The organism is Chitinophaga sp. Hz27 (assembly GCF_042263525.1).
In the GTDB taxonomy this organism is placed as follows: Bacteria; Bacteroidota; Bacteroidia; order Chitinophagales; family Chitinophagaceae; genus Chitinophaga.
In genome coordinates, this window is sequence record NZ_JBHKFJ010000002.1 from 492,413 (window position 1) to 513,334 (window position 20,922).

Consider the following 20,922-nt stretch of genomic DNA (forward strand, 5'->3'; position numbering starts at 1 on the left):
GGCGGTGGTTAATAGCTTTGTAAAGAAACCATTATAATTTTATGCAAAGCAAAAACCGAATTTTAGTAATCGGCGCCACCGGGCAGCAGGGGGGCGCTGTAGCCCGTGTGTTATTATCAGACGGATGGGAGGTGAGAGGATTTACACGAGATGCCAGCAGTGCAGCCGCACAAGCTTTAATTGCATTAGGTGTGGAAATGGTCCAGGGAGATCTGAATGATACCGCTTCTATCGATGCTGCCATGGAAAATGTTTATGGCATATTTTACGTACATCCAGGACCGTTAGATGTTCATCAGGATGAAGTGCAGGCCGGAAAAAATATAGCAGATGCGGCAAGGACGCATCATGTTAGCCATCTGGTATATAGTTCAGCCATTGGCGTAGATCAGGCTGCATTAACAGGTATGCAAACAGAAAAGGCCGCCGTTGAAAAGTATATTCAATCCCTGGGGATCTCCTATACGATATTACGACCATCTTCCTTTATGGAAAATTTCCTGGACCCAAGATTTGGCCTTAAAGGGAATTCCTTTACCACCGCGGCATTGCCCACCGCAGAAATGCAGTTGATTGCCTTGGAAGATATCGGCAAACTCGCTGCAATAGCATTCGCACGGCCTGCAGCTTTTAATGGTATAATTATTGAACTCTCCGGCGATACCTTAACACCGCCCCAGATGGTAGCGGCCATGAATAAAACCACCGGACGAAATATTCAATATGAATTACTTCCCATGGAAACGCTAAGACAACTAAATCCAAAATTTGCGAGGGGCTATGAATTCCTCAATTCAGGAAAAGCCACGAAAGCTGATGAGGACAGCTTACGTAGCATTCATCCAAGCCTGATGACGTTTGAGATGTGGTTGAGAAAAACAGGGGCGGGGAAAATAATGGCGCATTCTTGATGAAAGAGGAGAAAGAATAACGGCCTGTTTCTGCTCTGTAGAAACAGGCCGTTATTTTTTCTAAGACCTCATCTATAACAAACAAAAAATCCTGCTAAAAAACAGATGGTTAAAAAAGTACTGTAAACAGCGAAGGAAGTATTATTGATGATTTATTGTTCAAATCTTTTGTGGTGGCCGTTTTTATTTTAAAAATGACTGTTTTTGCAATCGTTTGCATTGTATTGATTTTTTTACTATTTTTAGAATACAAAAATTTTTGTTCCACTTATGAGAATAGTGTGTGAGGACCCGTCACACAAATGAGCAGTTGTGTAATCCAAAATCTATCATCATCTAAAATCACCCAAATGATCCCCGTAATTTACACACGGTTAAACCGTCGTGCCTACAAGTGCTTGTTGCTACTTCTATCGGTATTCTGTACGTTGCAACTATCTGCCGCCACGGTCAATGTATCCTCTCTATCTGCCCTGCAAACAGCTATCAATAACGCCGCTGCAGGAGATGTAATTATCCTTGCCAATGGTGTTTATACTGCTAGCACCACCATCACCATTAATAAACAAGGAACTGCCGTTGCACCGATTACCATTCAGGCGCAAACAATAGGTGGCGTAGAAATCAATGGTACTGCTGGTATTACAATCGCAAGTCCAGCAAAGTATATCATTATTAAAGGTTTTAAATTTAAATTTAATGCCAGCCAGGCCACCATGGCTGCCGGTACGAGCTTCTGCCGCTGGACTCGTAACTTATTTGAAACCCCTGGCGATGGAGAAAATCTCTTGCTGAATGGTAGCGATCATGAAGTTGATTATAATACCTTCCAGCATAAAAATGCAATGGGCCGCTACATTGCCGTTCGTGGTAGTGGTAGTCAGATTGCGCAGCGCCTCTATATCCATCACAATTACTTCTATGATCAGCAACCGCAAACCGCCAACGGTGCTGAAACACTGCAATTCGGTTTAAGCGGCTACAGTTTATCTTCTTCCAACAGTATTGTAGAATATAATGTATTCCAGTCCTGCCAGGGAGAAAATGAAATGATTTCAGTTAAATCTTCGGCGGTTACCCTGCGATACAATACTATCAGAGATTGTGTATCCCAATTTACCCTGCGCCATGGCAATTTTTGTGTGGTGTATGGCAACTATTTCCTGAATACGCAAGGCATCCGCATATTTGGTGATGATCATAAAATTTTCAGTAATCATTTCGAAAATTGTAGTCCTGGTATCAACATTGGCAACGGAGATGGAGAGGTAGCCGATGGTGCGCCACTTACCAGCCATGACAGGCCTGATCGTTGTGTGATCGCATTTAATACACTTGTTAATTGCGCTACCAACTATGTCCAGGCTGGCCGTAGTGGTGGTCTAGGTGCCACCTATACTACGTTTGTGAACAACATTATTCAAGGTGGCGGCCCGGCATCTTCTATTGCCGGCCCTTATACCAATGCTACCTGGGCGAGCAATATCTTGTACAATACTAATGGTGCCGGCGCTGTTCCTGCTGGTACTTATACTACTGCAAATCCTTTGCTGGCAAGAGATGCAACAGGCACTTTCCATTTGCAGACGGGTAGTCCGGCTATCAATGCTGCTACCGGTAGTTATCCTACTTTGAATACAGATATGGACGGACAAGCACGCACAGGCACTTTCGATATCGGTGCTGATGAAGTATCTTCTGCTCCTGTTACCGCTCGTATCATGGATTCCACCATGGTTGGCGTTTATGGTAGCGATGTGCCAAACAGCTGTGTTCCTGCCAGCGCCAGTGCGGATGATGGTAATGTGGCTGCCAATGTCCTGGACGGTGACACTGCTACCCGCTGGTCTGCCAGTGGCGACGGCCAGTGGATACAGTTCTGCTTGGATGCTGTCGTTCCTGTATCTGCTGTTAAAATTGCTTTTTATAGTGGCAATACACGAACCAGTACTTTTGACATTCTTGCAAGCACTGATGGCAGCACTTTTAGTACTGTAGCTGCCCGCCTGGTAAGCAGCGGCACTTCCAGGACTTTAGAAACCTTCTCGTTTACACCAGTATCTGCAAAGTATATACGTATTGTAGGCCATGGTAATAGCTTAAATGCATGGAACAGCTTTACCGAAGTACAGGTAGTTACCAATACTACCTCATCCTGTGTACCTGTAATTGCTAGTGCTGATGATGGCAATGTACCTGCAAATGTGCTGGACAATGACCTGAATACACGCTGGTCTGCCAATGGTAATGGTCAATGGATACAACTTTGTTTAGGTAGTAGTCAAACTGTAACGGGCGTGAAAATCGCTTTCGTTAGCGGTACTACCCGCACCAGTACCTTTGATGTGAAAGTGGGCAACGATACTAGTAGTCTTACTACCGCCGCCACCGGACTGGTAAGCAGCGGCACCACCACCGCTTTGGAAACTTTCAATTTTAGTGCAGTAACGGGCAAGTATGTACGAATTATCGGACATGGCAACAGTCTTAATCTATGGAATAGTTATGCAGAAGTACAAGCGATTACCAGTAGCAGCCTGACTTCCACCGCCACAACATTATCTGCTAAATCAGCTGCAGCATCTGAAACTACATTGGAGGTATATCCAAATCCTGCTGGTGCACAAACTACTGTTTCGTTCACGCTCAAACAGCCATCACGGGTTACACTAAACATGTATGATGTAAGTGGCAGATTTGTCCGCAACATCATGGGAGGTAAACTTCCTGCTGGCAAACATACATACGCCGTGCCATTGTCTTCAATGAGCAGTGGCAACTACCTGCTGATACTCAACAATGAGGGCAAACTGAGCACAGGGCGTATCAGCCGCCAGTAATTATAAAGTGGAACAAATTTTTTGGCTGCGGGAATTACGGTGCTGAGAGGTACTGTGGTTCCCGTGGTGTTTTTTAGTAGGCATATGCGATTGTTAATATTATAAGACCGAGTTTTTGTGTGAAAGTGAAATGAATATTGAGGGGATGTGTATTTATTTAAATAATTTCGTGGTAATAGATAACCTTGGTAAAAAATGTAAGTTAAAATGGATCGGCTGATAGGTGAAGTGGGAAAGCGTGAAATTAAGCCAGGAAATAAGCAAGAACATTTTTTGGATGAAAAGAAGAATGGACTTGCACAGAATCGCGTTATCAAGAATTTGTGTTTTTCTCTTATGAACCTATAAATTATAGTTATATTTTTAGCTTAATGAAGTATTGGAAAAAAGATAATGTAAAATATTTTATTCTCTCATGTATTGCTGTTGTCTTTTTATTGACGAAAAACACGCTAATGAACTTCCTTTTCCCACCAGGACAGAATTATGGTTTCGATTATAATTCAGTACGTATCAAATTGGGAATAAACGTACTTCCTGATACATGGGTGACTAACGACAAATACAAGAATAGAAAGGTATGGCATCCACTAAACAGACCTGATAGCGGATATTTTTGGGATGCAAAGGAAATACTTATCGAAGATGGAAATATCATTTATGATGGAGATACCTACCTTCATATTGGTAATGAAATTTATGAGCAATTAACGCTAACTTATAATTTTAGCAGTGGTGGAGATTGGGAGTGCAAGTATTTTAATTCACATGAAGGTACAGCTGGAAAAAGCATTACAAAATTTCAGGCTGATAGTATCTTAATTGATTGGAAACTCGCTACCTTGAAATAACCACTCTGATATTGATTTAGCCAATAACGAAAAACTTCTATCACCTGATAGGAGTTTTTTGTTGTTGACTAATTATAAATTATTCGATTTTCTTTGTTCGTATATAACGTTCTTCGCATCGTGATAAAAAGAGTGAAGAAAACGACCACCGTTATCGGTTTAAGTGGACAATATTCTCTTCACAACTTTTCCAAGTAATAGATTAGAAAATTGAAATCAATACCAATTGAAGATATTAGGCCAACCCTTGAATCTGCCTTAAATAGCAGTATTCCTGTGATCATGAGTATAATAGAACGTGAGACATCCTATAATAAATATCTCGATGGGGTTTCATACATGTTAGTAGGATTGCTTCAAATTCATTTAAGACAAGATGGAAACGAGTGGGATAAGGCAAAGTGGATGGACGATTGTTTAATTACTGATATCTGGATAACAGACCAGCAATTGTCTCTCGGAGGAATTGCAATCTGGGGAGTAGGAGGCACGACAGAGGAATGGACAGAGCCATTCTTCTTTGAGATTGCACTAACAAAGGGCCGCGTTGACTTTTCCAAATATCTTTTCTTATTCGGAGATATGAATAAAGAAGCAGTTAGTTATTCCAGATTCGATAAAAAACGACATATCTGGGATCAGGATAATCGTGATTGGCAGTATATTATTGAGGTTGGGTAATGCTGTATTCACAATAGAACTAATAGAAATCTAAAATAAATTTTTATGAACGCATTCGGGTATGCTATTGGTGACGACGAATTAACTCCCTTGGAATTATCAGAAGTCGCACTTGTGGTAACGCTAGATGAAATACAGGATCTAATAGGATTTTTACAAAAAGCGTATGAAGAACATAGCCAGATTGAGGTAATGGGAGACAATGAACATTCTCACTTGAAAGACTTCAAGTCCAGTTACAAAAATAAAGAACATAGTGATTTTATTATTGTGACAAAATAGGCATAAAAAAACCGCAGCCATGAGCTGCGGTTTTTTTATGCCTATTTGATGAAAACAAGTGATGTCAGCGTGTTATGTTGCCGCCATCAAGACAGCTGTTCGGATGAACAGCATTATTCAATAGTATTGAAGCAACACGTGCTAATAGATGGTTATGAAATCCATTGAGCTGTTATAAAATATATATCCCCGAAGAAGGTTGCAATGATTGAATGCTGCATTAATAAGACGCCCAATGAAATCCATTAACCTAAATTAATGGCAGCAGTTGAATCGTAATGAATAGCTATTAGATTTCATTCCTCACCCAAAACAAGACGCCTTTCTTTACTCAGTAAAGAAAGGCGTTTTTAGTTCCCACAACTGGATTGGGTTATGCTTGATCCCTTTAATTATATAGCCACAAAAAATGTTACAGAACAAAAAAATGCTTTAAATGTTCTAAATTTAACTGTATAAACAACAGCCCCATTATTCTACAGCATTATCTTCACTAACCCCAAAATATTATTTATGATACTTTTTAAAGAAATTGAGCCTAAGGCTGACCATAAAATGGTTTCAAATGCGAATAATCTTACCTGGTTGACCTGGAGTGACAGCTTTAGAAATGATTATAAGCATTTTGATACACAGTTGAGAAAGATAAAAGAAGTGGATTTTATTTACTTGAAAAAGTATAAAGACTATAATTACAGTTTCTCTGTACCGCTATCCAGAATAGATAAATCTTTTTTACATGATTTCTGGAATTTTGCATACGCACTATACCACTTTAATCCTGGTGAGAAGATCATCTTTTTTTCCGATCTAATAGATAATAAGATAAATGCCAGGCTGTTTCATTTTTTATTTGCGCTGTTCAGGTCTACGATAATCCAGATTACTAAGGATAAAATGGGAGCATTGTATTCGCCGTTGACTGCTGGAAAAACAGAAAGTGATTTTCCTATGCACTGCGATCTCTATATCCCTAAAATTTTGTTCAATGTATATGAAAGTGTACCAAAAGATAAGAGTGGTGCATCTGCTTTTTTAAGACTCGATGATTTATTTGAGCAGGTTTTTCCGCAGGTAAGCACTTTGCCTAAAAGTGTTGCGCTCAGAATTAAGGAACTGATTTATACGGATATCAGACAAGATAATTATGAAGAATTTTTTAGCCTGCTTTATGATGCCGATAATATTTGGTCTGAAAAATTAAAGCAGGTAATTGATAAACATAAATTCAATATTAAATTGAATAAAGGACAAGGATATATGCTGCACGATCGCATATGGATGCATGGTAGAAATAAAACCAATGGCGGAGTTTCGCCGAAACGGCTGCACCGTATTATTTTTAATAACTTTTATGAACAAGGCGCAAGAAGCTGATGTGCTGCATTATGTGTTACCCTGTAAGAGTTGAAAAAATTGACTGTCAATAATAGTAGAAGAAAGCGCGAAAATTGACACTTGAAAGAATTAAAAAAGGCTTGTAAGTAATTTCTTACAAGCCTTTCTAGTGCCCAGAACTGGATTCGAACCAGCACACCCTTGCAGGCGCTGCGACCTGAACACAGTGCGTCTACCAATTTCGCCATCTGGGCAACTGATTTTGTGTTTCAGGGCTGCAAAGATAAGGATTGATTTTATTCTGCCAAATATTTTTTTAAAAGCTTATTATATCTAACTATCAAGACTATACGAATAATATATTTGCTTACTTACTAGTAAGTAAGTATTTTTACAATGGATTTTAGATGAAACTATGTCAGAAACAAAAGATAAAATAGTAGCGCTGGCCGACAAACTCGTGCGTACTAAAGGATTTAATGACTTTAGCTACAAAGATATTGCCGTACCGCTAGCTATTAAAAACGCCGCTGTCCACTACCATTTTCCTACAAAAACAGACCTCGGCGTCACCGTGGTAGACATGGAAACAAACAGCTTCCACCATAACACCAGCAAATGGGCAAAACTTCCCGAAGACCAGCAACTAAAAAATCTTTGCGAAGTCTTCACTAAACATTGTCACGCTGGCAATGTTTGCTTAATGGGCTCACTGGCGCCAGACTTCTTCACTTTCGAAGAATCACTGCAGCTTAAAGTGGAACAAATGGCAACAGATATTCTCGAATGGCTCACTAAGTGTCTCGAAAACGGAAGAAAGAAAAAATACTTCAGCTTCAATGGCAGTGCCGAAAACCGCGCCCTGCTCATTATCACTAATCTTCAGTCTGGCCTGCTGCTCTCCAGAGTACTAGGCCCCGATAAATTTACCAGGATCACCCGCCAGCTATTGGACGACATCCTGCCTTAAATCTAATCATATGAAAAGAGTTGTAGTTACCGGTATCGGCGCTATCACACCACTGGGCAATGACGTGAAATCCTTTTGGGACAACCTCATCGCCGGAACCAGCAGCGCCGCCACCATTACACATTTCGACGCATCCCGCTTCAGAACGAAGATCGCCTGTGAACTCAAAAACTACGATCCAACCCTGGCACTGGATAAAGCAGAAATACGTAAAACAGACCCATTCACGCAATACGCCCTCTCCGCCGCCGCAGAAGCTGTAGCCGATGCCGGCATAGACTTCTCCTCCATGGACCCCTTCGATACGGGCGTCATCTGGGGAAGCGGACAAGGTGGTATGCAAACCTTTGAAGAACAAGTAACTGAATATGTGGAAGGTGATTTTAATCCGCGCTTTTCTCCCTACTTCGTACCCCGGCTCATCGCCAACATGGCTTCCGGCATGATTTCCATGCGCTACAAAGTCATGGGGATCAATTATACAACGGTATCCGCTTGCGCCACCTCCAACACGGCCATCATGGACGCGCTCAACTATATCCGCCTCGGCAAAGCCAAAGTGATGATCACCGGTGGATCTGAAGCGCCCATCACACCCGCCTCTGTTGGTGGCTTCTCTGCCATGAAGGCCATGTCCACCCGCAACGACGATCCTAAAGCTGCCTCCCGTCCCTTCGACGTAGACCGCGATGGTTTCGTCATGGGGGAAGGCGCCGCCGCCCTCATCCTCGAAGAATACGAACACGCTAAAGCCAGAGGGGCTAAAATATACGCAGAAGTCGCCGGCGCCGCCATGACCGCCGACGCATATCACATGACTGCCACTCACCCGGAAGGCCTCGGCGCCTTCCAGGCCATGAAGTTCGCTCTAGAAGATGCTGCACTCAATGCAACACAAGTCGATTATCTCAACGCACACGCCACCTCCACACCAGTTGGTGACCTTAGCGAAATAAAGGCCATTTCCCGCCTTTTTGGAGACGATCCCGGACATCTGCATATAAGTGCTACCAAATCTATGACAGGGCATTTACTGGGCGCCGCAGGCGCTATAGAAGCCATCGCTTCTATTCTCAGTATCGGCAACAATATCGTGCCGCCCACCATCAACACCACCCATCTCGATCCTGCCATCCCAAGTGGTATCCAGATCGTTACAGGCAATGCCCTGGAAAAAACCGTCAACGTAGCCATGAGCAACACTTTCGGTTTTGGTGGACACAACGGAATCGTTATCTTCAGGAAGGTTTAACTTCCTGTCCATTTATGAACAGTTGTTGTATTGATAGCGGACAGCTATCAATACAACAATGCCATGTAAGTAATTGATTCGTAATTGCTTCGCTTTCTGGTATCCTTGTTGAACCTGGGGACATATCATATTACCCTAAACTAATTTTCAATATGCTTACCAACTACCTGAAAGTAGCATGGCGCCATATCAGACAGAATAAAATGCTGTCGTTCATAAATATCTTCGGATTAGCCACCGGTATGGCTTTCGCCCTGCTGATATATATGTGGGTGCTACACGAAAGAAGCTTCGATGACTTTAATGTCAACAAAGATAAAATCGGCCTGGTAATACAGCATACAGAGTTCAACCACCAACGTAGCTCACAGCCTGTTACCCAATTAGCTCTCTATCACGAACTGAAAAACAACTATCCCGAAATCGCCTATAACTCCCGTATGTCCTGGGCCTTCCCGGAAAGCATCATGGCCGGCGACAAAAAAATCATCAAAAACGGGATGTACGTAGATCCGGATTTTCTGAAGATGTTCACCTTCCCGCTGGAAAAAGGAGATATCCGAACAGCGCTTCATGATCCTAACAGTATCCTCGTCACCGCCTCCATGGCCAAAGCATTGTTTGGTAACGAAGACCCCATCGGTAAAACCGTTAAACTTAATAGCAAATACAATATGCTGGTAGCAGGCGTCCTGAAAGATGTTCCTGAAAATTCTACCTATAATTTCGATTTCCTCGGCGCCTACGATTTTCAGATTCAAATAGACCCATTCAAAGCAAGGAACCGCAGCAACTGGGGGAATAATTTCCTCATGAACATAGTACAGGTAAAGGATAACAGCAGCCTGGAAGCCCTCAGTAATAAAATTGCGCACCTGCCCTCACAACGAGATCCATCTATAAAAAATCGTCTGCTTACCATACAACCGCTTACTACTTTACATCTGTATGATAACTACAAAAACTGGCAACTGGATGGTGGAAGAATCACGTACGTAAGACTCTTCACCATAATTGGCCTGTTCGTACTGTTGGTTGCCTGCATGAACTTCATGAACCTGACCACCGCCAGATCTGCCAAAAGAGCCAGAGAAGTAGGCGTACGTAAAGCTGCAGGCTCCAGTCGCAGACAACTCATGATACAGTTCCTCGCTGAATCAATGCTCACCGCAGTCATCGCATTTTTCTTCTCGCTGATAATAATGCTGCTGCTTTTCCCATTGCTTTCCAATGTTGGCTTTGATCATATTAATCTTAATGCCATCAACATCAAACTGATATTGATTATGCTGGCAGTATGCATGGGCACTGGTATTGTCGCTGGTATGTACCCTGCATTATATCTTTCTTCCTTCAAACCATTGGATGTACTCAAAGGTACCATGAAGCTCACCGCCGCTTCCGGCTGGTTCCGCCGCTCACTGGTAATATCCCAGTTTGCCATTTCTGCTGCACTGATCATCTGCACAGTCATCGTTTACCAGCAAATCAAACATGGACAGACAAGAGAAGTAGGCTACGATCCTAATAACCTGATCAACGTAACCACCACCGAAGAACTGAATAAAAATTATACAGCACTACGCCAGGATTTATTGAATACCGGCCAATTCGAATCCATTGGACACGCCTCTCAGCCAATGACGGCCATATACAATATTTGGAGTGATTTTAACTGGGAAGGCAAAGATCAGAATGTAGATATAGCCATTAGCGTGATCATGGCTGATTTCGACTTTGATAAAACCGTGAAGCTCAAATTCAAACAGGGACGTGGTTTCTCACAGCAATTTGCAACAGATAGCAGCAGTATTCTGATAAATGAAGCTGCCATGAAAGTAATGGGTTTTAAAGATCCTTTAGATAAAATTGTAAGACTGGGAGATAAACAATTACATGTGATAGGAGTGGTAGATAATGTACTGCTGACAGATCCATTCAGTACGGTGGAGCCAATGATAATCATGTATACAAAGGATGCTTACAATTCCGTATTCCTCAGACCCAAAGCTAATGCAGACATGAAAGCGGTACTGGCTGCAGCTTCCCCGATCTTTGAGAAATATAATCCAACAGTACCATTTTCGTATAGTTTTACCAGCACAGAATTTGCAAAGAAGTTTGAAATGGAACAACAGGTAGCAAAGATCTCCACTTTGTTTGCAGCCCTTGCTATCTTCATTTCCTGCCTTGGATTATTTGGCCTTGCCATGTACATGGCAGAAAGAAGGACGAGGGAAATAGGTATTCGCAAAGTACTGGGAGCCACTACCACACAGCTTTGGGTGTTGATGTCCAAAGAATTTATATGGTTAGTGCTACTAGCTTGTATCATCGCCAGTCCATTCTCCTGGTACCTGATGAATAACTGGTTACAACATTACGAATACCATATCAGCATCAACGCGTGGGTATTCCTGGGAACAGCCATGATAGCAATGTTCATCGCACTGGCAACCGTAAGTACGCAGTCTGTACGTGCTGCCTTAATTAATCCTGCAAAAAGTTTAAAAGCAGAATAATCGCTATCGCGAGATATTACTACCCACAGTTATGACAAAAAAAAGCGGCGAAATCATTGATTTCGCCGCTTTTCGTATATCCTTAATAAAGATTACACCGCCACGTTAAATTCGCGCAGGGTATCATTCAGGGAAGTTTTCAGATCAGTAGATGCTTTACGCTGACCAATGATCAGTGCACAGGAAACCTGGTATTCACCTGCAGGGAATTTCTTGGTATAAGTACCTGGAATTACCACACTGCGGGCTGGTACCCGGCCTTTGTATTCAATAGGCTCCGGACCACTCACATCAATGATTTTGGTAGACTGTGTCAATACTACGTTTGCACCCAGTACTGCTTCTTTCTCTACTCTTACACCTTCTACAACGATACAACGGCTACCAACGAAAACACCGTCTTCGATGATTACCGGACTAGCCTGCAGTGGCTCCAGTACGCCGCCGATACCAACACCACCACTCAGGTGAACGTGTTTGCCAATCTGCGCGCAAGAACCTACTGTAGCCCAGGTATCCACCATAGTACCCTCATCTACATAAGCACCGATGTTTACATATGAAGGCATCAGGATACAACCCTTAGCAATATAAGCACCATAACGTGCTACTGCATGAGGTACCACACGAACGCCCAGGTCCTTATAGTTGGTCTTTAATTTCATTTTGTCATAAAACTCAAATGGTGCGAGTTCCATCGTTTCCATTGGCTGAATGGAGAAATACATCAGGATGGCCTGCTTTACCCACTCATTCACCTGCCAGCCGTTCTCGGTTGGCTCAGCAACTCTCAGATGACCTTTGTCAACCGCTTCAATAACCGTTTTGACTGCATCTGAATACACTGTTTCCTGTAACAGACTACGATCTGCCCAGGCAGCCAGTATTTGTTGTTGTAAATCCATCTTCTTATTTTTTTGCAAACATAGTGCGAATTTTTGTTTCATGCAATTGTTGCCCCAAAAGCAGAACAGTTGCCCGAAATCACTATTTTGCAGCCATGAAAATCGGATTCGACGCCAAACGCGCCTTTCAAAACAATACCGGTCTGGGAAACTATAGCCGCAGTCTCATCGACGCACTGGCTTATGGCTACCCGGAAAATGATTACTACCTTTTCGCTCCTAAGGAAACCATCATGTACGACTGGAAAAAGCATCCCGATATGCAGCTGGTCACCCCACAAAAAAAATTACATCGTTGGTTCAAATCCGCCTGGAGAACGAAATATGTAATTTCCTCCCTGCAGGAAAAAGGTATCCAGATTTATCATGGCCTCAGTCACGAAATCCCTTTCGGTATCCATAGCAGCGGCGTGAAATCAGTAGTAACCATGCATGACCTGATTTTTGAACGCTACCCGCAACAATACAACCCGATCGATGTGATCACCTACCGCCGTAAAGCACGCTACGCCTGCCAATATGCGGATAAAATAGTGGCCATCAGCATACAAACAAAAGAAGATCTCATTACTTACTATAATACGCCTGCCGAAAAAATAGAAGTAGTTTACCAAAGCTGCGATCCGGCATTCGCCACCATCCACCCCAAAGTGGCCGTGGAGGCCTTCCGCCAGAAATATCAGCTGCCACCTAAATACTTCCTCTACGTAGGTTCCCTCACAGAACGTAAAAACCTATTAGGCATAGTAACGGCCATGCATACACTTTCACCGGCACAGCGCTTACCATTGGTAGTGCTGGGAAATGGCAGCAGCTATAAAAAGAAAGTGAAAGCTGCACTGGAAGCCAATGGCATGACCAACGACGTGATCTTCCTCAACGAAAAAGCAAGACTGGAAAATGCCGAACTGCCCCTGCTATACCAGGGCGCCCAGGCGTTGATATATCCCTCCCTCTTCGAAGGTTTTGGTATCCCCATCCTTGAAGCACTGTGGAGTGGCACGCCAGTGATTACCTCCGCCGGTTCCTGCTTTGGAGAAACAGCAGGAGATGCTGCTATTTATGTGGATCCACTTAAACCAGCTACCATAGCGGATGCAATGATAAAGATCCAGCAAGATGCTTCCCTCGTTGATACCCTGCGTAACAAAGGGTTTATACATGCACAGCGCTTTGCACCTGAAAAATGTGCCGCTGCCATGATGAATGTTTATAACCAGTTAAAATAATTTGTGAAGATGGAGATTTTTGAAGACGACATCAGCGCCGCCATGCCTGTACTCCGCTCTGGTGGCCTGATCCTGTATCCTACAGATACCATCTGGGGCATTGGATGTGATGCTACAGACGAAGCTGCCGTGAAAAAAGTATATGGCCTGAAACAAAGGGAAGAAAGCAAAAGCCTGGTAATATTATTGGCAGATGTCCGCGACCTGCTACATTATGTGGCTAACCCTCGCCCCGATATCGCCGAGGTAATCGCCGAATTTGATCGCCCTACCACCGTCATCTATGAAGGTGCACTGGGCCTGGCTCCCAATGTGATCAATACCGACGGTAGCATCGCTATACGTATTGTAAAAGATCCGTTCTGCAGGCACCTGATCAAAAGATTACGTAAACCACTGGTTTCTACATCTGCAAATATCAGCGGACAGCCATCCCCGGCCTCTTTTGCAGAAGTAGACCCAGCCATCGTCAATGGGGTAGACTATGTAGTGAAATATCGTCAGTCTGAGGCCGCCGCTGCCAAGGCTTCCAGGATAATTAAGATCCATAAAGACGGTACTATCACCATAATTCGCGACTAAAGGCGTTTATTTCTTACATTTGCGCCCTGGTTTTCGCGAACAGACCAACCCTAACTGGATAATTTTAATATGATAAGCAACAAGCCGATGGATATTCCCTGCTCACTGCAGGAAAGAAAAGTACTGGAAAAGATAGCACTGGCAGCCAAGGATTTAGGCGTGCCTGCCTATCTGATTGGCGGCTTTGTGCGCGATAAATTGCTGAACCGAAGAACGAAAGATATGGATATTGTGTGTGTCGGCGATGGTATCGCACTTGCGCACAAAGTAGCCCAAAACCTTGGTCCCGATATTCATGTAAACTTCTTTAAAACCTATGGTACAGCGCAGGTAAAATGGCACGACTTCGAAATAGAATTCGTAGGTGCCAGAAAAGAAAGCTACCAGCGCGAATCCCGCAACCCGGAAGTAACCGCTGGCACCCTGCAGGATGATCAGAACCGCCGCGATTTCACCATCAACGCACTGGCCATCAGTCTCCGTGAAGAAGACTATGGCTCCCTGCTCGATCCATTCAATGGCCTCGAAGACCTCGAAGCCAAAATTATACGCACACCACTGGAACCTGCACAAACATTCAGCGACGACCCGCTGCGTATGATGCGTGCCGTGAGATTCGCCTCCCAACTGCAGTTTACCATCATCCCTGAAGCATTCAATGCCATCCAGGAAAATGCAGAAAGAATAAAAATTATCACCCAGGAAAGAATCACCGACGAATTCAATAAAATCCTGCTCTCACCAAAACCCTCTGTAGGACTGGACCTGCTCTATAAATCAGGCCTCCTGAAAATTATTTTCCCACAGATGATAGACCTGGTAGGAGTAGAGATGTACGAAGGCAAAGGACATAAAGATAATTTCTATCATACCTTACAGGTAGTCGATAATATCGCAGAAAATACCAAAGATCTCTGGCTCCGTTGGGCAGCATTATTGCATGATATCGGAAAACCAGCGACTAAAAAGTTCGAACCCGGCCATGGCTGGACGTTCCACGGCCACGATGCCGTGGGTGGTAAAATGACTACCCGCATTTTCTCCCGCTTCAAATTGCCTTTGGGCGATAAAATGAAACTGGTGAAAAAACTGGTAGAACTGCACCTTAGACCTATCAGCCTCACAAAAGAAAATATAACTGACTCGGCTATTCGTAGATTATTATTCGATGCCGGCGATGATATAGACGGGTTGATGATGCTCTGCGAAGCAGATATAACCTCCAAAAACAAGGCGAAAGTAAAACGTTACCTGGAAAATTTCGAACTGGTACGCGCCAGAATGAAGGAAGTGGAAGAAACAGACCGCATCCGCAACTGGCAGCCTCCCGTTACAGGTGAAATGATAATGGAAACCTTTAACCTGACACCATGCCGCATAGTAGGCGATCTGAAAAATGCCATCAGGGAAGCTATTCTCGACGGCATCATCCCCAATACCTACGACGCTGCATATAACTTCATGCTCGAAAAAGCAAAGGAATACAACCTGACCCCTGTAAAATAAAATTGGTATTTTTACAATATTGGCACTGTTGTTTCAGGAAGTGATATTAACTTAACAACAATACTCTGCAACGAGTGTTAAATCTTTATATATTTATCTAACTAACTTATAACCTAATTTGTCATGCCGGTTTTGAAATTCAGAGTCTACTGGGAAGAAGACGAAAGTGTTTACAGAGATATAGTTATTAAGCCTGATCAAATGTTCCTCCAGTTTCATCAAGCTATACTGCAAGCATTTGAATTCGACTCTAAGCATAAAGCAACATTCTTCCGTAGCAACGATAACTGGCAACGTGGCAGAGAAATCATTCTTGAAAAGGATGATAGCCCACGCAAAGTTGAACCATTGCTGATGTCTGAAGTACCTATCGGTGCTGCCGTAAAAGATCCTAACCAGAAATTTATATACGTATACGATTTCGCTAAAAACTGGACTTTCCTCGTAGAACTGATCGGTGTTTCTAAAGAAGAAAATATTAAACTCTCTTATCCTACCTGCGTTCGTAAAGAAGGCCTGGCGCCAAGTCAATATGGTACCAAAGGCCTCGTTGGCGATAAACTCGTTGAAATGGAAGAAAAATATGACCTCAACAAAGAAGGTATAGACGAGGATGGCTTTGGAGAAGAAGGTGAAGAAGGAGAAGATTCCGGCGACCAAGCTGAAGAAATGGGCGCAGAGGATGACCTGATGTTCTAGTATGCAAAAAACAGTAATCGTCATTGCAGGACCCACTGCTTCCGGAAAAACGGCCATGGCTATACGAATGGCAAAGCTGTTCAATACTTCCGTTATCTCGGCAGACTCCAGGCAATGTTATAAAGAAATTAGCATAGGCACTGCAAAGCCATCTCACGAAGAGCTGGCAGCAGTGCCTCACTATTTTATTGACTCCCACAGCATCCGCGAAGAAGTCAATGCAGGCCTATACGAAAAACTAGCCCTGCAATACGCTGCCGATATTTTTAAAGAAAAAGATGTGGCCATCCTATGCGGTGGCACCGGCCTATATATAAAAGCCTTCGCAGAAGGGATAGACGATATGCCGGAAATCCCCGCTGCTACCCGCAACGCCATCATGGAACAATTTGCGGAAAAAGGTCTCCCATGGCTGCAGGAAGAACTCAGTAAAAGAGATCCTGTATTCTACGCCAGCGCCGAAACCCAGAATCCCGCCCGCCTTATGCGCGCACTGGAAGTGCTTGAAGCCACCGGTAAATCCATCGCCGAATTCCGCACCGCCGTTAAAAGACAACGCGATTTCCGTATCATTAAAACGGCTATCACGCTGCCTAAAGAACTGCTCCATGCGAATATCAACAAACGCGTTGACCTCATGGCACAGGCAGGCCTGCTGCAAGAAGTACAATCCGTACTCCCTTACCGCAACCACAATGCATTGCGTACCGTAGGTTACACCGAAATATTCAACTACCTCGATGGTAATGGCACACTGGAACAGGCATTGGAAGATATTAAGGTACATACCCGCCAATACGCCAAACGCCAGCTTACCTGGTTCAGAAAAGATAAGGAATACCAATGGTTTGATGCCAGAGAAGGAGAGGAGATGGAGAAATGGATTACCAGTCAATTATTAAATACGTAATTTTTATTAGCTAAAAAGAAAGGCTATCTCCATCGAGATAGCCTTTTTTAGGGATTAATCGAGCCGCAATTTCTTAACCAGTCTATTTATGTAATAAGGTATTAAAGTAGGTTACGCTTCCCACAGGGGTAATCTCGTAAATGGCAGATTTGCCATTTTTCGACATCTCTATATAATAATTGTCAACATCGTCATACTGCGCACGATAAGCCACAGTAGCATTGTTAAATCTTGTCAGATCACGGTAATAGATGACTTTTCCTTTGGTGTATTCTCCCATCTTTTCATTGATATAATCCTGGGCTTTTGGTGGAAGATCACCGAAGGTTTTGTTGTAAACAACGCCTACCAGTTTGGATTCTGTATCATAGAAGGCTACAGCGCTTACGCTGTCATTTTCAAAAAATACCTTATCAAAGTAAGGCATACGTTCCCACTTGGATACATTGATTTCTCCAAAATCAGAATAAAACTGATTCTGCGTTTGTAGGCTCACCAGTTTTCTTAATTCTTTTCTTTCTGCTTTTTTATCGGCACGCATCATGGCTTTTGAGGAAGCGGCAGGGGTAGCAGCAAGGGTAGCGGAAGAAATGACGGCTGGCGTATTAAAGGCCACACTGGCTGGATCAATATTACTTTGTGCAACAGCAGTGTGCACGAAGAGCACCCCTGCTATTACAGGAAAAAATAGCTTTTTCATAATAAATCGGATTTTCGGATAATTCGGTTAATTAGAAATTTGGATAGTTAATCGGTACGAAAAAATACGGTTAACAATATGTTTGAAATGAATCACGGTGATGAGTCTGTCAGTCCTAAATCGGGGCTATCGATGCTTTAGAATTGCGGGTCAACTGGTCATTTCGATTAATCTGGTTATTCAATTGTTAATGCAGAAGGTATAACAGCAGGTATGCCCGTATTGTTCCGGGAATTTTGTTAAAGAAACGTCAGAATATCAGCCGCGCGGTTCGTAATATGCCATCATCTCTTGGCAAAATCAATATGGTGGCCGATTTTAAAATGGGCTGAACAAATAACAGGTCATCTGTTCAGCCCGAATTTTTTTATTCTACTACACTAAAAAAAGTAACATTTCCTAAAGGACTTACTTCATAGACATTTGTTTTACCACCCTTAGCCAATTCTATAAAATAGTTATCGGCATCATCAAATTGGGTACGGTAGAGGATCATGTCAGTGTCGTTCTGTTCATTATCCTTATAATAGATAACTTTTCCTTTTGTGTAGTCAGACATCTTATCGTCGATATATTTCTGGGCCTTTTCAGGCAAATCAGCGAAAGTTTTGTCGTAAACGGTACCAACGAGGTTATGGTCCGCATCATAGTAAGCAATGGCATTCACGCCATCCTTATTGAAGTAAATCAGGTCAAGATAAGGATCTCTTTCCCATTTAGATACGGGAACCTTACCGAAGTCTTCATAAAACTGATTTCTTGTCGCCTGGCTGACCTCCGTTCCTTCCAGGTGCTTCATAGCTTTTCTTTCCTCTTTTTTCTCAGGCTTTTCTTCTTTTTTGATAGCCTTTTCTTCTTTCCTCGTTTCTTTTTTGGTCAATGTGGCTGAATTCTGTGCAATAGCAGTATGTATTACCAATATACCAGCTAAAGCAAGAAAAAATTGTTTTGTCATAATGCTTGATTTTCGATGAATAATCTGGTAAGTAATAATCCTGATGAGTGAATCTTGTTTTACTTGAGCTATTGTCGCATTGGCATTGCTATTGAGGCTAATCTATATGAGGTAACACCTGCGGAAAAGGCATTGTTGCTATAGCTTTGTTAAGGTTTTAGGGAGATAAAAAAAGCGGAGACAACCACCTGGGTTGCCTCCGCTTTTATAGAATTATTTATGGACAGATCAGAACTTAAAGCCAACTGTAGCCATGATATTGCTCCTTGTATAATCCAGCATTGCTGCAGGAGGGTAGAGGTCCGCAATCTCTGTAGTGTATAATTGGTAGTAGTCTTTCGTTTGTGTATAACTGTAGGTAAGATCTACATAAATACCTTTAGTACGTAAACCTACACCACCACTGTATGTTTTACGGCTAGCGTCTACCTTCATATTATAGTTATCACCGGAATATGGGTTGCCAGTTTGCGCATAACCTGCTCTCACTGCAAAGAGAGATAGGAACTTTACTTCCGCACCCACTCTGAAATTAGAGGCATTGGTAAACAGTTGCTTGATGCCTGCGTTGGCAGCATCCTGCGATGCCTTATAATCAGGGTAGTTGTATTTGGAAGAAGAGTGGTTTACATATTCATAATCTGCGGCAATGAAACCTGTTACGCTCTTTGGATCTTTCAGGTTACCGAAGAAGTAAGATGCACCTGCCCCTGCGCGGAAAGGTGTTCTTAAGTTATAGCTGAAATCTTTCAGGTAACCGCTGCCAGCAGCGCTTCCAGACTGTACACCATTCCAGTTTTCTGTATTGGTGGTCAGGTCGCCGCTCTGGGTAACGTTGAGGCTATACCAGGTAGGCAGGTGGAAAGAAGCCCCTACGCGAAAACGGTCTGCCACTTTATAAATCAGACCGAGGCTGGCACTGAAACCCAGGCCAGACATACGTGTATACTGATTGTAATCCAGGTAACCGAAGTTGTTGGATTTAGCTTGTGAATCATTATCATCTTCAGATACGTGCATATCTTCCTTATAGTTCACATTAGGGAAGTCGATGCTACCACCGATGTACAGGCGATCGCCGTAGTTAGCGCCCATAGCAAAGTTGTAGTCATTGATGCCACCACGTGTCTGAATATTGGCGCGCTGATAAATCGCTGTCAGTGGATTAGGCGTCTGGATTTGTCTTGCAGGAGATGCCTGTGAAATCAAATCAGTTTCGCCTTTTGAATTGGTGAAGGTGCTGATCAGCTTTTGGTCCCAGGCAAGAGATGCACCAATGGAAGAAGCATACCGCGGATCCATGCCGGCGGCCCACATATCATCGATCCAGTTTTCTGTAATGGAAGTAGTGCTGGTAACACCACCGATGTTGATGTTATTATTGAAGTTGGCCAGGCGATTCATACCTACAGCGAAGCTGAAGTTATTCCAGGTGTTAGCGCCACTGTTTCTGTTGCTGGCGAAGATTACGCCGATATTAGGAACCTGAAAGTTGGTACGGCTACCTTTTTTATCTTCTGGTGCCGCCATTGGGAAATAGGTGGAAGTATTGCCGGTAATGCCTACACCGCCGGAAATAAGAAACTCACCTGTCTTGAAAAAGCCGATACCGGCAGGGTTAGAATATGCGGAAGAATAATCACCGCCCAGACCTATTGAAACGCCTCCTAATGCTTGTGTCCTGGCTGTTCCGACAGGGTCCTGGTTAGAGAACAACAGCGCTCCTGATGGAGTCTGTGCCATAGCGGAAACAGATAAAAACAACCCTCCCAAAAGAGGATAGATACTC

General features: G+C 43.2%; 18 protein-coding genes and 1 tRNA gene. 14 read left to right on the top strand and 5 right to left on the bottom strand.

Annotated features, from left to right (window positions below; translation table 11 throughout):
• The first annotated feature begins 41 nt into the window (after positions 1 to 41).
• From ACE38W_RS05890 to ACE38W_RS05915, 6 genes are all read left to right on the top strand, one after another.
• Positions 42 to 911: an NmrA/HSCARG family protein gene (locus ACE38W_RS05890; protein ID WP_375829443.1), complete on the top strand. Its 870-nt coding sequence runs from the start codon at positions 42 to 44 to the stop codon at positions 909 to 911.
• Positions 912 to 1,261: 350 nt separating this feature from the next.
• Positions 1,262 to 3,751: a discoidin domain-containing protein gene (locus tag ACE38W_RS05895; protein WP_375829444.1), complete on the top strand. Its 2,490-nt coding sequence runs from the start codon at positions 1,262 to 1,264 to the stop codon at positions 3,749 to 3,751.
• 371 nt (positions 3,752 to 4,122) lie between these two features.
• Positions 4,123 to 4,602 carry a hypothetical protein gene (locus ACE38W_RS05900; RefSeq protein WP_375829445.1) on the top strand — a complete coding sequence of 160 codons (480 nt, stop codon included), beginning with the start codon at positions 4,123 to 4,125 and terminating at the stop codon, positions 4,600 to 4,602.
• 210 nt (positions 4,603 to 4,812) lie between these two features.
• Entirely contained in the window at positions 4,813 to 5,283 is a 471-nt protein-coding gene (locus tag ACE38W_RS05905; protein ID WP_375829446.1) for a hypothetical protein, read from the top strand.
• 45 nt (positions 5,284 to 5,328) lie between these two features.
• A complete protein-coding gene (locus ACE38W_RS05910; RefSeq protein ID WP_375829447.1) occupies positions 5,329 to 5,565 on the top strand; it encodes a hypothetical protein in 237 nt (78 codons plus the stop codon).
• Positions 5,566 to 6,078: 513 nt separating this feature from the next.
• A complete protein-coding gene (locus ACE38W_RS05915; RefSeq protein WP_375829449.1) occupies positions 6,079 to 6,942 on the top strand; it encodes a hypothetical protein in 864 nt (287 codons plus the stop codon).
• Between the two features lie 131 nt (positions 6,943 to 7,073).
• Here the strand turns inward: ACE38W_RS05915 and ACE38W_RS05920 are convergent.
• A tRNA-Leu gene (locus ACE38W_RS05920) sits at positions 7,074 to 7,157 on the bottom strand.
• Positions 7,158 to 7,318: 161 nt separating this feature from the next.
• Here ACE38W_RS05920 and ACE38W_RS05925 point away from each other — a divergent pair.
• From ACE38W_RS05925 to ACE38W_RS05935, 3 genes are all read left to right on the top strand, one after another.
• On the top strand, positions 7,319 to 7,873 hold the full coding sequence (locus ACE38W_RS05925; RefSeq protein WP_375829450.1) for a TetR/AcrR family transcriptional regulator: 555 nt from the start codon (positions 7,319 to 7,321) through the stop codon (positions 7,871 to 7,873).
• Positions 7,874 to 7,883: 10 nt separating this feature from the next.
• Positions 7,884 to 9,125, top strand: coding sequence for a beta-ketoacyl-ACP synthase II (gene fabF / locus ACE38W_RS05930; RefSeq protein ID WP_375829451.1), 1,242 nt, complete (start codon positions 7,884 to 7,886; stop codon positions 9,123 to 9,125).
• Positions 9,126 to 9,277: 152 nt separating this feature from the next.
• Complete coding sequence (locus ACE38W_RS05935) at positions 9,278 to 11,647, top strand: ABC transporter permease (protein WP_375829453.1); 2,370 nt, start codon at positions 9,278 to 9,280, stop codon at positions 11,645 to 11,647.
• Between the two features lie 92 nt (positions 11,648 to 11,739).
• Here the strand turns inward: ACE38W_RS05935 and ACE38W_RS05940 are convergent, their stop codons facing one another.
• Entirely contained in the window at positions 11,740 to 12,552 is an 813-nt protein-coding gene (locus tag ACE38W_RS05940; RefSeq protein WP_375829455.1) for a 2,3,4,5-tetrahydropyridine-2,6-dicarboxylate N-succinyltransferase, read from the bottom strand.
• A 95-nt stretch (positions 12,553 to 12,647) separates the two neighbouring features.
• On the opposite strand from ACE38W_RS05940, the gene ACE38W_RS05945 reads away from it, so the two are divergent.
• From ACE38W_RS05945 to miaA, 5 genes are all read left to right on the top strand, one after another.
• Positions 12,648 to 13,781 carry a glycosyltransferase family 4 protein gene (locus ACE38W_RS05945; RefSeq protein ID WP_375829457.1) on the top strand — a complete coding sequence of 378 codons (1,134 nt, stop codon included), beginning with the start codon at positions 12,648 to 12,650 and terminating at the stop codon, positions 13,779 to 13,781.
• Positions 13,782 to 13,790: 9 nt separating this feature from the next.
• Positions 13,791 to 14,363: an L-threonylcarbamoyladenylate synthase gene (locus ACE38W_RS05950; protein WP_375829458.1), complete on the top strand. Its 573-nt coding sequence runs from the start codon at positions 13,791 to 13,793 to the stop codon at positions 14,361 to 14,363.
• Between the two features lie 69 nt (positions 14,364 to 14,432).
• Complete coding sequence (locus tag ACE38W_RS05955) at positions 14,433 to 15,869, top strand: CCA tRNA nucleotidyltransferase (protein WP_375829459.1); 1,437 nt, start codon at positions 14,433 to 14,435, stop codon at positions 15,867 to 15,869.
• Positions 15,870 to 15,992: 123 nt separating this feature from the next.
• The gene (locus tag ACE38W_RS05960; protein WP_375829460.1) at positions 15,993 to 16,568 is read left to right on the top strand and encodes a hypothetical protein; all 576 of its coding nucleotides are present in this window, start codon (positions 15,993 to 15,995) and stop codon (positions 16,566 to 16,568) included.
• 1 nt (position 16,569) lies between these two features.
• Complete coding sequence (miaA, locus tag ACE38W_RS05965) at positions 16,570 to 17,478, top strand: tRNA (adenosine(37)-N6)-dimethylallyltransferase MiaA (protein WP_375829462.1); 909 nt, start codon at positions 16,570 to 16,572, stop codon at positions 17,476 to 17,478.
• 82 nt (positions 17,479 to 17,560) lie between these two features.
• Here the strand turns inward: miaA and ACE38W_RS05970 are convergent, their stop codons facing one another.
• The 3 genes from ACE38W_RS05970 to ACE38W_RS05980 form a co-directional block, all read right to left on the bottom strand.
• On the bottom strand, positions 17,561 to 18,178 hold the full coding sequence (locus tag ACE38W_RS05970; protein WP_375829463.1) for a hypothetical protein: 618 nt from the start codon (positions 18,176 to 18,178) through the stop codon (positions 17,561 to 17,563).
• Positions 18,179 to 18,545: 367 nt separating this feature from the next.
• Positions 18,546 to 19,133 carry a hypothetical protein gene (locus ACE38W_RS05975; RefSeq protein WP_375829465.1) on the bottom strand — a complete coding sequence of 196 codons (588 nt, stop codon included), beginning with the start codon at positions 19,131 to 19,133 and terminating at the stop codon, positions 18,546 to 18,548.
• Between the two features lie 228 nt (positions 19,134 to 19,361).
• Positions 19,362 to 20,876, bottom strand: a complete 1,515-nt coding sequence (locus ACE38W_RS05980; RefSeq protein WP_375829467.1) for an OmpP1/FadL family transporter — start codon at positions 20,874 to 20,876, stop codon at positions 19,362 to 19,364.
• Between the last annotated feature and the right edge of the window lie 46 nt (positions 20,877 to 20,922).

Excerpts from the sequence above, each read along its gene's own strand:
- ACE38W_RS05890 (WP_375829443.1), top strand. The coding sequence starts at position 42 with ATGCAAAGCAAAAACCGAATTTTAGTAATCGGCGCCACCGGGCAGCAG.
- ACE38W_RS05895 (WP_375829444.1), top strand. The coding sequence starts at position 1,262 with ATGATCCCCGTAATTTACACACGGTTAAACCGTCGTGCCTACAAGTGC.
- ACE38W_RS05900 (WP_375829445.1), top strand. The coding sequence starts at position 4,123 with ATGAAGTATTGGAAAAAAGATAATGTAAAATATTTTATTCTCTCATGT.
- ACE38W_RS05910 (WP_375829447.1), top strand. The coding sequence starts at position 5,329 with ATGAACGCATTCGGGTATGCTATTGGTGACGACGAATTAACTCCCTTG.
- ACE38W_RS05915 (WP_375829449.1), top strand. The coding sequence starts at position 6,079 with ATGATACTTTTTAAAGAAATTGAGCCTAAGGCTGACCATAAAATGGTT.
- ACE38W_RS05925 (WP_375829450.1), top strand. The coding sequence starts at position 7,319 with ATGTCAGAAACAAAAGATAAAATAGTAGCGCTGGCCGACAAACTCGTG.
- fabF (WP_375829451.1), top strand. The coding sequence starts at position 7,884 with ATGAAAAGAGTTGTAGTTACCGGTATCGGCGCTATCACACCACTGGGC.
- ACE38W_RS05935 (WP_375829453.1), top strand. The coding sequence starts at position 9,278 with ATGCTTACCAACTACCTGAAAGTAGCATGGCGCCATATCAGACAGAAT.
- ACE38W_RS05940 (WP_375829455.1), bottom strand. The coding sequence starts at position 12,552 with ATGGATTTACAACAACAAATACTGGCTGCCTGGGCAGATCGTAGTCTG.
- ACE38W_RS05945 (WP_375829457.1), top strand. The coding sequence starts at position 12,648 with ATGAAAATCGGATTCGACGCCAAACGCGCCTTTCAAAACAATACCGGT.
- ACE38W_RS05950 (WP_375829458.1), top strand. The coding sequence starts at position 13,791 with ATGGAGATTTTTGAAGACGACATCAGCGCCGCCATGCCTGTACTCCGC.
- ACE38W_RS05955 (WP_375829459.1), top strand. The coding sequence starts at position 14,433 with ATGATAAGCAACAAGCCGATGGATATTCCCTGCTCACTGCAGGAAAGA.
- ACE38W_RS05960 (WP_375829460.1), top strand. The coding sequence starts at position 15,993 with ATGCCGGTTTTGAAATTCAGAGTCTACTGGGAAGAAGACGAAAGTGTT.
- miaA (WP_375829462.1), top strand. The coding sequence starts at position 16,570 with ATGCAAAAAACAGTAATCGTCATTGCAGGACCCACTGCTTCCGGAAAA.
- ACE38W_RS05970 (WP_375829463.1), bottom strand. The coding sequence starts at position 18,178 with ATGAAAAAGCTATTTTTTCCTGTAATAGCAGGGGTGCTCTTCGTGCAC.
- ACE38W_RS05975 (WP_375829465.1), bottom strand. The coding sequence starts at position 19,133 with ATGACAAAACAATTTTTTCTTGCTTTAGCTGGTATATTGGTAATACAT.
- ACE38W_RS05980 (WP_375829467.1), bottom strand. The coding sequence starts at position 20,876 with ATGGCACAGACTCCATCAGGAGCGCTGTTGTTCTCTAACCAGGACCCT.